General features: G+C 59.9%; 15 protein-coding genes. 4 read left to right on the plus strand and 11 right to left on the minus strand.

What is annotated here, in order from left to right; genetic code table 11:
• Positions 1-37 precede the first annotated feature (37 nt).
• Positions 38-2,236, plus strand: coding sequence for a LemA family protein (locus tag ACFC20_RS06370; RefSeq protein WP_375192266.1), 2,199 nt, complete (start codon positions 38-40; stop codon positions 2,234-2,236).
• A 1-nt stretch (position 2,237) separates the two neighbouring features.
• Here ACFC20_RS06370 and ACFC20_RS06375 read toward each other — a convergent pair whose 3' ends face one another.
• From ACFC20_RS06375 to ACFC20_RS06410, 8 genes are all read right to left on the minus strand, one after another.
• The gene (locus tag ACFC20_RS06375; RefSeq protein ID WP_375192267.1) at positions 2,238-2,936 is read right to left on the minus strand and encodes a crotonase/enoyl-CoA hydratase family protein; all 699 of its coding nucleotides are present in this window, start codon (positions 2,934-2,936) and stop codon (positions 2,238-2,240) included.
• A 144-nt stretch (positions 2,937-3,080) separates the two neighbouring features.
• Entirely contained in the window at positions 3,081-3,317 is a 237-nt protein-coding gene (brnA, locus tag ACFC20_RS06380) for a type II toxin-antitoxin system BrnA family antitoxin (protein ID WP_375192268.1), read from the minus strand.
• Positions 3,307-3,570, minus strand: coding sequence for a BrnT family toxin (locus ACFC20_RS06385; RefSeq protein ID WP_375192269.1), 264 nt, complete (start codon positions 3,568-3,570; stop codon positions 3,307-3,309). Before ACFC20_RS06385 ends, brnA begins: the two co-directional genes overlap by 11 nt.
• 235 nt (positions 3,571-3,805) lie before the next feature.
• Positions 3,806-4,246, minus strand: a complete 441-nt coding sequence (gene trxC / locus ACFC20_RS06390) for a thioredoxin TrxC (RefSeq protein WP_375192270.1) — start codon at positions 4,244-4,246, stop codon at positions 3,806-3,808.
• 65 nt (positions 4,247-4,311) lie between these two features.
• Entirely contained in the window at positions 4,312-4,695 is a 384-nt protein-coding gene (locus ACFC20_RS06395; RefSeq protein ID WP_375192271.1) for a DUF2750 domain-containing protein, read from the minus strand.
• A gap of 19 nt (positions 4,696-4,714) precedes the next feature.
• The gene (locus ACFC20_RS06400) at positions 4,715-5,509 is read right to left on the minus strand and encodes an SDR family oxidoreductase (RefSeq protein ID WP_375192272.1); all 795 of its coding nucleotides are present in this window, start codon (positions 5,507-5,509) and stop codon (positions 4,715-4,717) included.
• An 18-nt stretch (positions 5,510-5,527) separates the two neighbouring features.
• The gene (locus ACFC20_RS06405; RefSeq protein WP_375192273.1) at positions 5,528-6,577 is read right to left on the minus strand and encodes a mechanosensitive ion channel family protein; all 1,050 of its coding nucleotides are present in this window, start codon (positions 6,575-6,577) and stop codon (positions 5,528-5,530) included.
• 140 nt (positions 6,578-6,717) lie between these two features.
• A complete protein-coding gene (locus tag ACFC20_RS06410; protein WP_375192274.1) occupies positions 6,718-9,312 on the minus strand; it encodes an EAL domain-containing protein in 2,595 nt (864 codons plus the stop codon).
• Positions 9,313-9,531: 219 nt separating this feature from the next.
• On the opposite strand from ACFC20_RS06410, the gene ACFC20_RS06415 reads away from it, so the two are divergent.
• Positions 9,532-10,023 (plus strand): nucleoside deaminase, encoded by a 492-nt coding sequence (locus ACFC20_RS06415; RefSeq protein WP_375192275.1) that lies wholly within the window; start codon positions 9,532-9,534, stop codon positions 10,021-10,023.
• Here ACFC20_RS06415 and ACFC20_RS06420 read toward each other — a convergent pair.
• On the minus strand, positions 9,993-10,859 hold the full coding sequence (locus tag ACFC20_RS06420) for a DMT family transporter (protein ID WP_375192276.1): 867 nt from the start codon (positions 10,857-10,859) through the stop codon (positions 9,993-9,995). The genes ACFC20_RS06415 and ACFC20_RS06420 overlap by 31 nt on opposite strands.
• 120 nt (positions 10,860-10,979) lie before the next feature.
• Here ACFC20_RS06420 and ACFC20_RS06425 point away from each other — a divergent pair, with 120 nt between their 5' ends.
• The gene (locus ACFC20_RS06425) at positions 10,980-11,891 is read left to right on the plus strand and encodes a helix-turn-helix domain-containing protein (RefSeq protein ID WP_375192277.1); all 912 of its coding nucleotides are present in this window, start codon (positions 10,980-10,982) and stop codon (positions 11,889-11,891) included.
• A gap of 36 nt (positions 11,892-11,927) precedes the next feature.
• On the opposite strand, the gene ACFC20_RS06430 is transcribed toward ACFC20_RS06425, so the two are convergent.
• Positions 11,928-12,302: a hypothetical protein gene (locus ACFC20_RS06430; RefSeq protein ID WP_375192278.1), complete on the minus strand. Its 375-nt coding sequence runs from the start codon at positions 12,300-12,302 to the stop codon at positions 11,928-11,930.
• Positions 12,303-12,447: 145 nt separating this feature from the next.
• On the opposite strand from ACFC20_RS06430, the gene ACFC20_RS06435 reads away from it, so the two are divergent.
• Positions 12,448-13,017 carry an NnrU family protein gene (locus ACFC20_RS06435; protein ID WP_375192279.1) on the plus strand — a complete coding sequence of 190 codons (570 nt, stop codon included), beginning with the start codon at positions 12,448-12,450 and terminating at the stop codon, positions 13,015-13,017.
• Positions 13,018-13,040: 23 nt separating this feature from the next.
• Here the strand turns inward: ACFC20_RS06435 and ACFC20_RS06440 are convergent, their stop codons facing one another.
• Positions 13,041-14,756 carry a BamA/TamA family outer membrane protein gene (locus ACFC20_RS06440; protein ID WP_375192280.1) on the minus strand — a complete coding sequence of 572 codons (1,716 nt, stop codon included), beginning with the start codon at positions 14,754-14,756 and terminating at the stop codon, positions 13,041-13,043.
• Positions 14,757-14,794 lie beyond the last annotated feature (38 nt).

The following is a 14,794-nucleotide window of genomic DNA, read 5'->3' on the forward strand; positions in this document are numbered from 1 at the left end:
GCAACTCCATGCAAGCGGAACAGGAATTTCCCGTCTCATGAGGCGCTTCAATATCGCCAGTCTACCTGGCAGAACCTTACTCGCAATCATCGGACTGGCGTGCCTCGCCGGTAGCTATTACGCCATGACCACCGGCCTTGCCCAGTTGGCAGAGGCCCGCCAGCTCGAACGCCTCCCGGAAACACCCCTGGCCGCCCTGACCACAGGGCCCTATGCCGTCAGCGGTGAAGTCTCGGGGGCCGAGGGAACGATCACTACGCCCTACTCCAGCACCCAGGCGGTGTACTTCCGCTACAAACTGGAGGAGGAGTACCGGGATTCAGACGGCGACCTGAGAACCCGAACATTGGAATCCGGCACCCGTGCCACCGACTTTATACTGAAGGATGCCAGTGGTTCGGTCACGGTGGCTGCGGTCGTCGATCCTGACGCAGCCCAGTGGAACCTGTCCCGCACCTATCACCAGCAATCCGGACGCAGGATCTACTCCGAGTGGGCGCTCACCCCGGGACATACCGCACGGGTGATCGGCCAGTTCAACCCGGGCTCTCACATCATCACCTTCAACGGCCTCGACTCCTATAGCCTGCCCGCCCTGGTATCCCGGAACACCCTGGCCGCGGACAGCGGCGAGAGCTTCTTCGAGGCCGGTATCCGCATCTCCCTCGCGACCGGGCTTCTGGCTCTGGGCATTGCCTTGCTGCTGCCGGCTGTGAAAGTCCATCGGTTCTGGATTTACGTTCTGGTCATGACCGTCGCGGTGTCCGGTACGCTCACGGTGCTGGGCATCAGCAAGCTCCGCCAGGAGTGGTCGGCCATTGCCGCACTCTATGAGGCCCGCTACCAACAGCTGGACCAGACCGAAAGCCCGCTGGTACTGGCAGACGTGGCCGCCCTGCAACAGCTGATCCGGCAAAGCACCAGTGGCCTGCTCGACCGCTGGATGTTCAGCCGTGTGGTCGAGCACCGGCTGCCAATGGCGGAGCTGGACGACCAGACCGCCAGCCTGGCCCGGGACATTGTCGACAGCCAGCCCGAGGGCCGGTACCCCCATGCCTGGACCAGCCGTGCGCTGTCAGCGGCTGCGCTCGTGGGCGCCCTGCTGTTGCTCTGGTTGTCGATCCGCACGGTCAAGTTCAAGCGCCTGATCGAGGCCGTACCCACCAGCAGCACCCGAGGGCTCAGCTTCGGCCTCTCGGAGCTGAAAGCCATGGTGGACGTGGACGAGGACCACCCGCCCCTGCGGGACCCGCTGCAACACGAGAAATGCGTGGCGTACGACTACAAGGTGGAAGAGAAGCGCGGCTCGGGCAAGAACGAGAAATGGCGCGTGATCGAGCACCGGGAGGAGCGGGTGCCGTTCTGGCTGGATGACAATGCCGGGCGGGTTCTGGTGCGCCCCGACGGCGCAAAGATCGAATACCCCCGCTCTCATGTCGAGCACCTTGGCGACCGACGCTACACCGTCCGTTTCCTGGACACCTTCGTGAACGTCTACTGCCTGGGCTTTGCCGGCCTTGATCGGGAGCAGCCAGACCGGCTGACTATCCAGCAGGACGACAATTCCCCGTTTCTGATCAGCGGCAACGAGGAAGAGAACATTGTTCTGGACCGCGGCGCCCGGGGATTTGCCGGCATTGCGCTGGTGCTGGGCCTGTTCCTGTTCGCCACCACCAGCCTGTTTGCCGCCGATGGCAGCTTCAGCCCCGACAATCTGATTCTGTCTGCGCTGGCCGTGCCCCTGGTGCTGCTGGGCTACCTGGCCATTCTTCACTACAACGACATGGTCTTCCTGAAGAACCGGGTGGACCGGGCTACCGCCAACATCGACACCATCCTGCAGCAGCGGCACGATCTATGGCCCAACCTCGAAAAGGTGGTGAAGGCCTCCCTGGCCCATGAAAAACAGTTGCTGAAAGCCATCGCCCAACTGCGCAATGCCAACCCGACCGAGATGCGGGCCCAGGGCCAGACGGAGAAACTGATCGGGTTTGAGAAGAAAGTGGCGGGTGCGCTTCAGGCGCGGATAGAAGGCTATCCCGACCTGAAGAACAACGAGGTGGTTCAGTCGTTCATGTCGATAATGGCAGAGACCGAGAACTACCTGGCGTTACTGAGGGACAGCTACTCCGAGAGCGCCCGGATCTACAACACCCGGATCCAGTCGTTCCCGGACCTTATCCTGGCCAGACTGTTCCGGTTCGCCGAGGCGCCCCAGTTCCGCGCGGAGGGCTGAATCAGCCATTCAGGCCCAGGTGCTCGGCATCCTGCTCGATGCAGCGATCCAGCAACGCCAGGTAGTCGGCCTTGGCCTTTACCTTGGTTTCCCTGTGCGCGCGCATGTTCAGGGTCTTGAAATGCTGGGCCAGTTCGTTGGCCCGCTCAACCAGCGAGTCCTGGGCGACCACCTCATCCAGGAAGCCAGCCTCGACTGCGCCAGCGGGATTATAGATCTCGGCATTCACCACCGACCGATAGAAATGCGCCGGCGCCAGCCGATGACGGGCAATCTCGATTCCCGCGTGGTGCATGGTCATGCCAATCGCCACTTCATTCAGCCCCAGCTTGAACGGACCCTCGATACCGATGCGGTGGTCCACCGACAACAGGATGAACGCGCCCTTGGCAATGGCGTGGCCACTGCAGGCACCGATCACCGGCAGCGGGAAAGCGGCCAATCGACGGGTAAATGTAGAGCCGGTTTTTACCAGTGCGGCGGCTTCCTTAGGGCCCTTCTGCATTTCCTTCAGGTCGTAGCCAGCAGAGAACACGCCTGGCTGACCGGTGAGGATGACCACTGCCTTGTCCTGCTCCGCCTTGTCCAGCGCCGCGTTCAAACCTTCAAACACCTCGTGGCTCAGGGCGTTGGCCTTGCCGTTCTGGATGGCGATGGTCGCAACGCCGTCGTTCAACTCGTAACTTACCAGCTCGGTCACCTGTACTACCTCTCTCGCAAAATTAAAGTGAGCGTTTGTTTACTTCCCTGAGCCTGATTGTGTGTTAGGCGGGCCTGAGTTTCAATAGCGGGAGGATATTCGTCTCAGCCAGCGGTGAGACATAAAATGGCGCTGGCGACACAGTCACTTGTTAGCAGATTCTGCCTGAAGACGCTCAACCAGCCACACCTTAATGATCGATTGACGGGTAACGCCAATGCGCGCGGCCTCACGATCTAAAGACTCTACGACCCAAGCTGGAAAATCGACGTTGATTCGCTTTTGTTCCTGTTTAACGCGGCGAGCGGAAGACAGGTCCAAGTCATCAACAATATCTTCCTGACCATCCTCAAATTTTTTCTCAAAGTCTTTAGCTTTCATAGAGCTCAACCTCCTTCTTGCGGGAACGCCTGACTGAAATCAGGCGAGTACGACCTTCCCTATAGGTGACGACAGCCGACCAGTGCTTTTCACCAATCTTGCCGATCAACAAAAACCTTGGCTCGTCCTCTGCTTTTGCGCGGATTTCCAAGAGATATGGATCTCTCCACAGCGCTTGGGCAGCCACGAAGTCGATACCGTGTTTGTCCAGGTTCGCTTGGCTTTTAACTTCGTCGAATTCACACTCATCCATGAGTAAAAATTATATCCTTTTTGGTGATTCTGTAAAATATGGAAGGAAACCGAACCTGCAGCCCTCAGTTAAGCGAATTTCAGCTACAAGATCTGCTTTTTGCAACGTGACCTTTACCCACAAAAACTGTGGATAACTTTGTGGGAACTGCTCGGATAGCTGCGCTCAGCCCTGCAACCACAGGGCCTGAGCCAATGTGGCGTTTAAATGACCGACGCGCAAAACCTCTGTGACTCTAACGAAATCCCTTCGACTGAAGCCACTGGCTGATCTGCGCCTGATTCATGGCACCGCTCTGGCGGGCCACTTCGCGGCCGTTCTGGAACAGGATAAGCGTGGGAATGCTGCGAATGCCGTACTGGCCTGCCGTGCCCTGGGCCTGTTCGGTATTTAGCTTGGCGAAACGCACCTTGCCCCGCCAGTCCTTCGCCGCCTGCTCGAACTGGGGCGCCATCATCTTGCAGGGGCCGCACCAGCTGGCCCAGAAATCCACCAGCACCGGAACATCGCTACGTCCGGTGTGGTTAGCGAAGGTCTGGTCGGTCAGCTCCAGAATTCTATCGGGCCACAGGGGCTGCTTGCAGGCGCCGCAGTTTCCGCCAGAGGAAAGCTTCTCGGCGGGCACGCGGTTGAGCTTGTGGCAGTGGGGACAAACCAGGTGTCGGGTGTCTGTCATGATCTCTAGGCCTGTGTTTCATTGTTCACCGAAACGTCGGGGCGGCGAAGGGAAATTCAAGTGGATCAGAAATCAGACATCACATCCTGAAGATCCCGCTTGAGCTCCTCCGGCTCGGTGAGCCAGACCGTGCCGTCTGCGCCCGGGAACACGCCCACTTCCAGGCCGTCACCGGTCAGCCCGGGCACCCACTTCCGGAAGAAATCCGGCAGTGCAACGCTGCGGGGCGTCAGCGCGTCCTCGCCTTTGGCATACGCGGCGGCAAGCCCGGAATCCGGCCAGACCGGCAGGTATTCCACATCGCCGTCGTCCGAGGCAATCTTGAGGAACTGGCTGTTGCCGTTGACCAGAATCCAGACCTCCCGGCTCTCCGCTACCTGGTCCAGAAAGTACTCATACCGGTCCTCGCCATCCATGTCGCTGACCCGGTTCAGTTCATTGATGCTCATGGTATTGTCCTTCAAGGGTTCACGCCCTGGCCTTCGTCATGCGAAACAGCGCCTCGGGCGCAATACGCTTGAGCCAGAGGGCCGCCATTTCCTTGCCCTTGCCTACCGGGATCTCCCGCTTTTTCGCCCTGAGGCCCTTGAACACCACTTGGGCGCATTCATCCACATTCATGCCACCGGCAATGTCCTCATCCTCACGACCGTAAGCGGACCCATCACCCACGAGGGCGTTGCGCGAAATGTCGGTGCGTATGAACCCAGGTGTGATGGTGGACACGCTGATGCCCTGCCCTTCCACTTCCGCCCGAAGCGCATCAAAAAAGCCCATCACCGCGTGCTTGGCCGCGCAATAACCGGTGCGCATGGGCACACCAACCTTGCCGGCGACGCTGGAGGTAACCGCCAGGTGGCCGACACCCCGCTCCAGCATGTGCGGAAGCACAGCCTTGGTGAGGGCAATCTGACCCATCACGTCGACGTCCATCAGCTTCTGGTACACGGCCATGTCGGTGTCCTTGCACAGAGAGCGTTGGGATAGGCCGGCGTTGTTCACCAGCAGATCAATATGGCCGAACTGCTCAAGCACCGCCTGGACCTTCCCGGGCAGGGCAGCCCAGTCAGTCACATCGAGGGGCAGTACCAGCACGTCGTCCTCGGCCAGGCCGGCTTCGTGACAGCGCCGGGCCACGCGCTGCAACTCGTCTTCCCGGCGGGCCGACAGCACCAGGCGGGCGTGGTCTTTGGCATACTGGAGGGCAAGGGCTTCACCGATGCCGGAGGAGGCGCCGGTAATCCAGACAGTTTTCTGGCTCATGAAAGATCCTTCGAAGTCTCAGTTTTCCACTACCCGCGCCCTCAGTCTCGGGAGCTGTGCCGGGTAATGTTGCTGGATGAAGGTTACCATGGCCTCTCGAACGGCACACCTGAGGTCCCAGTTGCGGCTTGAATCCGAGGCACTCATCAGAAAGCGTATCTGGATCGCCTGGTCGCTGGAATCGGTGACCTGGACCGAGGAAAAACTGCCGTCCCAGAGTTTTGATTCGTTGAGCACACGGTCGAATTCCTGCCGGAGCGGTTCCACCGGCATGGTGTAATCCACCCAGATAAACACAGCCCCGAGCAGGTCGGAGGTGTTCCGGGACCAGTTCTGGAAGGGGTTCTCGATAAACCACTGCAGGGGCACCACCAGACGCCGAAGGTCCCACACGCGGAGCACCACGTAGGTGGCCGTCACCTCCTCCACCCAGCACCACTCGCCCTGCACGTGCAGGACATCGTCGATGCGGAACGGTTGAGTGAGGGCAATCTGCATGCCCGCCAGCAGGTTGCTTAGCACCGGGCGCGCAGCAAAGCCCAGAATCAACCCGCCCAGGCCGGCAGAGGCCAGCAGGCTGGCGCCCATGTGTTGGACCGATTCGAAGGTCATCAGGGCGGCGCCCAGCCCGATAATCACAATGAGAATATTAAGGGCCCGCACCAGGAAGCGGGTCTGGGTTTCCACTTTGCGGGCCCGCTTCCACTGGCCCTCGAGCACCGGGTTCAGGGCGACGATCACCTCGCCAATGGCTGATGTCAGTCGCACTGCCGCCCAGGTAATAGCGAGCACCAGAAGAAGGGTGGTGATCTGTTGAATGGCGGCCATCAGCGGCAGGTCCGGGGGCGCGGCTTTCAACATCCCGGTTAGCGTGAGCAGGCAGAGAACCACCCCCAGGGCCCTGGCGGCGGCGTCGAGAAAAAGACGCAATACGGTTCTCGACGCGGAAAAATGCCGGAACACAGCCAGCGCCAGCCGGTAGACGACGTAGGTGGCCAACACCGCAAGAACCGCCGAAAAGCCCGGCCACAACCAGGCCGTCAACCCGGCCTCAAACGACTCCAGCATCCGCCCTCCGGTCGCCCCATTCAGAAAATCGGGCAGTCGGACGCGCGTTGCTTCGCCCCTTACCCTTGCCTTCATGAAAGCCTAGACCAGCCCGGAGGCACGTGCCATTGCCCAGGACCGGAGGCGAGCCTGGTCCGTTGCTACTCGGCTCTCATACCGTCGGTTACCGGCTGGTCTGAGAGCCAGGCGACCAGGTCCTCGAGAGGCATGGGTCTGGCAACCCAGAATCCCTGGAGCCGATCGCATCCGAGATCCGTCAGCACCCGGGCGGTCTGTTCACTCTCGACGCCCTCGGCAACAACCTCGTAGCCAAGGTTGTGGGCCATGGTTACCGCTGTACCGACAATCAGGCGGGCGCTTTCACTGGTGTCAATATCCTCGAGCAGCGAGCGATCCAGCTTGAGCTCGGTTGCCGGCAACTGCTTCAGGTAGGAGAGCGACGAATAGCCGCTGCCGAAGTCGTCGATGGAAATCCTGATGCCGATATCCGCCAGCGCTTTGAGGGCGCCAAGGCCTTTCTCCGGATCGTCCATGGCGGCGGTCTCGGTCAGTTCCAGTGTGAGCTTTTCAGCAGCGACCTGATACTGCTCGAGCACCCAGGTAATCCAGCCCTTCAGGCCAACGGAACCGAGGTCCCGGGCGGAAATGTTGATGGAAAGGGTAAGCTCGGGGTGCCTGTTCAGTAGCCTCGCCAGTTCCCGAACCCCTCGCTCCACCGCCCAGCGCGTCAGCTGATTGACCACACCCGTTTCCTCGGCGAGGGGAATGAAATCGGTGGGCCCGACCCAGCCCCGCTGCGGGTGATTCCAGCGTACGAGGGCTTCCAGCCCGGTCACACTCCGGCTGTTCAGGCAGAACTTGGGCTGGTAATAGAGTTCTGCCCGGTCCTCCAGCAAGGCCTCCCGCAGATCGGACATCAGGGTTAACCGGCTCTCGCTGTAGATGTCGTATTCCTGCGAATAGAAACCGGTTTCATAGGGCCCGTGCGGGGTGATCTCCATGCCCACATGGGCATTGCGGATCAGTTGGGCGGCACTGCTGCCATGGGCGGGGTAGCTGGCTGCCCCGAATCGGGGGTGCAGCTCAATGGCCAGGCTGTCCAGCACCACCGGTTCGGACAGTTGCCTGAGTACGGCGTTGAGCTGGCTGAAGTTATCGTTCACCTGGCTGGCATCCACCAACAGCCCGAAAGTGTCTCCGGACAACTGATAAACCAGCTCCTCGCGACCAAGGGAGTCGTGCACCCGCAGGATGTAAGGCAGGTTGCGGGCAAGTTCGGTCATCTGGCCAGCAAGACGTTGCAGCAAGCGCTCACTACGATTGAGGCCGAGGGTACGGTTAATCTCATCCAGACGGGTGATACGGGCAACCCCCACCATGTAATGGCCGTGCGGATCCTTCTCGAACTGATCGTTGACCATCCGCTCAAACCGGTTCCGGTTGGGCAGGCCGGTTACCGCGTCGTGGGTGAGCGCCTCGTTCAGGCTGTTCTGGGCCTCATTCCGGGCCTTCTCGATACGCAGCGCCTCGGCCTGCGCCCGGATCTTCTCTTCCCGCTCGCGGTACAGGCGATCTGCAAGGGCAAGGGTAAGAATGAACGCTTCCAGGCCAGAACCAATCTGCATGGCATGTTCGGTCATGAAGTTTTCCGGAAAGAAACCCAGGGCCCTGCCGGCCGTGGCCAGAACGCCGATGGTCAGTGGTGTCCAGGCAATGGTGAAGAAGGCCCCGGCGCGAACACCGGCCGCCCAGGTGATGGGCCCGGCCACAAACAGCAGGGAAAAGAAAAACAGCGCCGATATCGAGGACAGGATAATTGCCAGGTTGTAATCCAGGGTAAGTGCTGCGACGAAATTGATGATTTCGAACCCGATCATGGCCCTTATGGCCACATCCAGTTTGGGGCTGTGCGAGGGGATTCTCAGCAACTGCCGGCAGAACAGCACCGAGAACAGCGCAAGCACCGGCATGGACACCAGCAGGGCTCGGGCATGAATCTCCGGTGCGTCCGGGTACAGGAGCTGGAAGCTGTACCCCTTGATGGACGCGAAAAACAGCAGATAGCCCGAAATGGCGAGCGCGTAATAGAGATACAGCTTTTCTCTCAGCGTAAGGAACACCGCCAGGTTGATCAGGATGATCACCGTAAGGCTGCCGTAGTAGAAAAAGTGCAGCTTCTGCTCGTTGGAGGCGGCGGCAAAAAACTCGTCTGCGCGCCAGAGGTTGAGCGGCAGGATCATTGAGCCTGCGGTTTCAACCCGGATGTACACCGTCTTGCGCTGACCGGGCGACAGATCAAACCGCAACAGCATGTTCGGATGGTCGACCTGGCGTGGGTAGAAGGCGCGACCGTCCCCGGTCTCGAACCGCTGCTCCACCTTCCCGTTCGCGAGAACGTGAAAAACAACGTCGTCCAGCTGTGAGTAGGCCAGCTCTGCAATGAGGTTGAGGCTTTCGTCCGATTGGTTCTGCAGGGCGAACCGCAACCAGTAAACCGACGAGGTAATGCCAAAAGTGGCGCTGCCCGATGGCAACGCCTGCCAGTTCGCCCTGGCAAGCTGCCTTACTTCGTCCAGGGTGGCTGTACCGGCGGTGTCTTCCCAAGCCTCAAACCGGGAGGGCACGGGCGATGAGGCAGTCACCGGAATAGTGACAGGCTCGGCGGAAACGGCGGTGCACGCCAGAACCATCAGCAGGACCGCAACAACACAACCGACAGTTTTGGACGTCAACATGACCAGCTACCCACGGCGTTGGTCATCAAGAAGGCCTCTTATTTTTTTATGTTTTATCCTGCCCAATCCTAGCGTCTGGCCATCCTCTGACCGAAACGTTTTCGTGTATTAAATTGTGAACTCTTCAACCAAAATCATAATCAATGGGCTGGAGGAGCACAAAAAAGCCGCACCCTCTGGATGTACTACCCTGTCCCTGACAGCTGTGAAGGAGGTCCTGTGATCAACGAAACCGATATGAAACACCTCGGCCGCTGCGTGGAGCTTGCGAGAATGGCTGTAGACAGCGGCAACCCACCGTTCGGCTCAGTGCTGGTTGATGGCACCGGCGCGGTGCGGTTCGAGGGACACAATGAAACGGCCGGCGGCGACGAGACCCGCCACCCGGAATTCGCGATTGCCCGCTGGGCCGCCGAGAACATGACTCCGGACGAGCGCACTGCGGCCACCGTCTACACCTCTGGCGAGCATTGCCCCATGTGCGCTGCCGCCCACGGCTGGGTCGGGCTGGGTCGTATCGTTTACGCCAGTTCTTCGGAACAGCTTTCGCAGTGGCTGGATGAGCTGCATGTCACGCCGCCACCAGTTGCCACCCTGCCGATTCATCAGGTGGTACCCGGCGTTCCGACAGAAGGTCCGTTTCCGGCGCTTGCGGAAGCGATTTTCGAATTGCACCGGCGCTACGCCCGGGCCGACCGGAACAGGACGTAATTGCCAAGCAGCGCGAGGAAGGCGCCAAGTACCGCTGTCGCGGTCCACTCAAAACCCTCGAGCCAGGTTGATACGCTCAGCGCAACAACAGGGAACAGCACCGTGGCGTAACCGGCCTTGTCGGCGCCCAGGGTCTGGATGACCGTGATGTAGCTGTAGAACGCGATGATTGAGCCGGGCACGGCAAGGAACACCGTTGCCCCCCAGAACGTGGCTGCCGTAGGCACCACCCACTCCACGCCCTGAATCAGGCACCAGATTCCCAGAATCAGCGCGCCGTACACCATGGCCCAGGCGTTGGCGAGAAATAACGGTACCTTGGACATTCGCACCTTGATACTGACCAGGTTACCCATTGAGAACCAGAAAGTACCAGCCATGGCGAACAGAATGCTGGCAGCGGTTGCATTGCCCAGCTGCAGATCGTGCCAGAACAGCAGGGCCACCCCGCTGATACCCAGAGCCACCGCCGGATACAACCGCGCGGTCGGCTTCAGGCGCAACCAGAGCCAGCCATTCAACGCATTGAACAGAGCGGCCAGTGAGAACACCACCGCCAGCAGGCCGCTGGTCATGGACTCGGCGGCACGGTAGATCAGCAGGAAGTTCACGCTGTAGAGGGTTGCTCCCTGAAGAACGAGCCAGCCATGCTGCTGGAGCGTCAGTTTCTCAAGCCTGCGCACCAGAGCAAGAACCACCAACGCCACGGCAGAGGCCATGACGAACCGATAAAAAACGGAAAGATCCACCGGAGCTGTTTCAACCTGGAGACGAATCGCGGTCCAGGTGAGGCCCCAGATCAGTACCGTCAAACCGTAATGAACAGAAATTGGCATACCACTGCGTCCTTCCACACTTTGTGACTATCACCAACGGCTGATCAGAGTACGACTGGAGTGACCCCGGAAGCTTGTCAGATCCTGCTGAACCATGGATGATTCCTGCGGAGGTCCTTTATGCAGACTGATCCCGAACCCCTGACAGAACGTCCGTCCAACCGAGATATTGTTGACACCTTGCGCACCGCAGGCGTCGCCCCCAAACGGATTCTGGAACTCGGCCAGGGGCGTGCGCTGGCTCAATGGCAGAACCATCAGGGCGAAGTGCGTTACGAGCGGCCACGGCACCACGCCCTGAGCATTTACACCGACAACGGCCAACAAGCCAGCCGAATAGTGAACGGCAAAGTGGTCAGTCATGGCTTTCCCGGGGCCGTTTGCTTATTTCCCGCTGGCAGCCGCTCCCGCTGGAAAATCGAGGGTCACTTTGAGTTCTTCCATTTCTATTTCAGTGACCTCGATGTTGCACGGTGCGCGGAGCAGACGCTGGATGTCGACCCCGACAAGTGCCAGCTTTCCGAGCTCTACCACGGTGAGGATCCGGTCCTCGCGCAAGCGGGCAAACTCCTCGCGCTGAGCGACTGGCAGATGGCCGGCCAAACCCTGGCCATGGACCATATCGCGCAATGGCTTTTGCTTCACATCGTCAGCCGCCATTCTGACGTTCCACAGAGACTGCCAGAGGTAACAGGACAGCTGGCACTTCACCACCGGCGCCTGCTACAACAACGCATAAACGATCATCTCAGCGAGCCATTGACACTCTCAGGCATGGCCAGTTGGGTGAATTTGAGTCCCTATCACTTTGCCAGGCTTTTCAGGGCGACGTTCGGTTGTGCACCGTACCAATACGTTCAGGAGCAGCGATTACTGCGCAGCCGTGACTTGCTGCGTACCAGCCGACTCAAAATCACTGCCGTCGCGCTCACCTGCGGATTCAATGATTCCAGCCAGTTCAGTCGAGCGTTCCGGGCAAGATTCGGGCTCACGCCGTCAGCCTACCGAAGCGCAGCTAATAACGGCCATTAACGTTGGAGCAGACAAGGCGGGCAGGGAGGACAGTGGTTACTGAACAAGGCCTGAACGGGGAACCAGGCATTCCATGGCCGTCAGGGTGATATCACGAAATACCGCTTCAGTGGCAACAGGGTCCGGAAAACGTTCATAGAGCATCCGCCGGCAGGAGGAGGTTCGGGCCTCAGCGGCGCTGACACACGCCTGGCGATGTTTCGCCTGCTCACCCGCGCCACCCGCGTCCCGGCAAAACTTCGGAATCTGGTCGAAAAGCCAGTCCACCGCCTGCGCCAATTCAACCGGGTTGGCCTGCAGGTTAGCCAGGCGGCTGGCATCAACTGGTTCGGGTTGTTCACGGTTCTGATCCCAAAGAACAAATAGCACTGCGGCAGTGACCAGTACAACGGTGACCTTCGGAAACTTCATGGCGCCCTGTGAATTCGATGAGTTGGACGCCGATCATAAACGTTCAGGCATCGTCTGTCCCGGCTTCCTGTACTATCCTTCGTTTCACACAGCCCGGGGTTCCGGGCTCACTGACACTGACCTACAGGCGAAAGGAGTTCTGCCCATGACCACATTGATCGTCGGTCTGATCCTGTTTTTTGGCGTTCATTCGCTATCGATTATCAACGAACCGTTCAGAAACCGACTCAACTCCGCCATGGGCGAAGGCCCCTTCAAGGGCCTCTATTCACTCGTATCCCTGGCGGGCCTGGTGCTGATCGCCTGGGGCTACGGCGCCGCGCGCATGGATCCGACCGTAATCTACACGCCACCGGGCTGGCTCAAGCATGTGGCGTTCCTGCTTCTGCTTCCGGTCTTTCCCCTGCTGTTCGCCACCTATTTCCCGGGCAGGATCAAGGCAAAGCTGGGCCACCCGATGCTGGTTGCAGTGAAACTCTGGGCACTGGCACACCTGCTGGCGAACGGCATGCTCTACGATCTTCTGCTGTTCGGCGCGTTCCTGGCCTGGGCCGTTGCCGACCGTATATCCATGAAGCGCCGAACCCAGCGCAACATCCCCACCCTGCCAAGCAGCAAGGCCAACGACATAATCGCCGTTGCCGGGGGCCTTGCGGTTTATGTTGTCATGGTGCTGTGGGCGCACCAATGGTTGTTTGGTGTGGCGCCGGCCTGAACAAACCGGCGCGGCCGCGCCACTCAAAACTGGCTACGACCGCGCACCAGAATCTGAACCTCATCGATGCTGTCGTCGCCGTCGATTGGAAAGGCGAAATCCAGGTGCAGCATCCGTTGCACCTCGATGCGGCTGGAGGCCAGTCTAAACCCGAAGCCTACGTCACGGAGTATGCCCTCGTCCGGGCCGCTGTTGCGACCATCTGTAAACCAGGCGCGGCCGACATCGGTGAAGATCAGGCCACCAAGGCGAAACAGCTTGAACGGGTGCCAGTCCGGAAAGTAACGCCGCTCCAGGGTCCAGAGCACGCGCCGATTGCCCTGCTGGTACTCGCTCGGGTACCCGCGCAGGCCGTTGTCACCGCCGATCAGCAACTGTTGATCAGCAGTCAGGTTATGGGCCGCGGTGAAGGTGAGATTGGTGTACCAGCTGTTCCATTGCTCGGAGCCACCGTGAAAATACTCAAGCCCGAGGGTTCCGGACAGGTTCTCCACGCGATCCTCGTCCATCCGGTAGGTGCCACTCTGGGCAAGGGAATAGCGGGCGTAATTGGTTTCGGTTGCCAGCAGGGCATCCTGGAAGTCCATATTGAGCACCACGCGGTCTTCGGTAGCACCCAGGCCGGAGCCGGAATATCCCAGTTCCGTTCGCCACACAAAACCGTCCCGAACGTCTTCCACCCGCTGTAATCGGGTCAGGTTGGTCATTTCCCGAAACCGGTTCTGGCGATAGTCAAACCCCACCCAGGGGTAGCTCAGGGTGCGGTCTTCCGGAAGTACATCCAGGTTGGGTTCCTCCGGCAGGCGTTCGAACTCCAGGGCATCGTACCGGTAACCGGCCAACAGTCGGAGTTGGCGGCTGCCACGCTCCGCAAGGCGCCAGCCTCCGTCTATACTGAACTGCTCCTGCTTGCGCCGATAATCCGCAATCGCCTCGGCACCGACATAGCGGGATTCCTCCCGGGTATCGTCCAGGCCGCTGATACCAAAGCGCCAGGGCGTCGCCTCACTGAAAAACGGGCGCTCGAGGTAAAGGCTCCGGCCACGCCCGTCGCTGCGCTCTTCAAACGAGAAACCGGACTGCCAGTGCGAGCCAAATACGTTTGGGTCGTCAAAAAACACGCTGGTTTCGGTACGGTCGGGATCCTTCTCATAGGAGATGCCGACGTTCTTGCCAGACCCGATGAAATTCGGATCCGAGAGACCGATATTGGACGTATTCTCACCGCCCGAGCGGGATAGTCCGACACTGGGCAGCAGGGTCCAGGTGTCCCGGGTAAGTACGCTGACCTCCACTTCGTCACCGCAGACCCGTGTAACGCCCACCCAGGCCGCCGTGAGATACTCCCGCTGCCGGAGCACACGCTCAGATTCGGAAATCAGCCCGGGTTGGTAAAGATCGCCTTCCTCAAACACCAGCTGCGAACGCAAGGCCGATGTCCAGGTGGGCGTATTCAGTGTGTTCAGGGTCCGGTACAGAAAGTTGTCCTGGTCCGGGTCGCTGGTATCGAAGATCGGGCGCCGGAGTGTTCGGATCTCGCCGATACGGGCGCCCTCGGGTATCACCAGATCGCTCTGGCGGGCCAGCTGATCCCTGGGTTTGTCCAGATCAATGGCTTCTGGCTGTACCTCGCTGGCGACGCAGTTACCGCGATTGGTCTCGGGCTCTGCGGCCAGACAGCTCTCCGCCAGGGCGGACAGAGCCAACCCGGAAACAACAAGGGTTTTGCCGAATACCATACAGACCTCTCAAGCCGAATTGATGACCTAGCCCCCAA

The sequence above is a fragment of the Marinobacter sp. genome, assembly GCF_041984545.1.
Lineage (GTDB): Bacteria > Pseudomonadota > Gammaproteobacteria > Pseudomonadales > Oleiphilaceae > Marinobacter.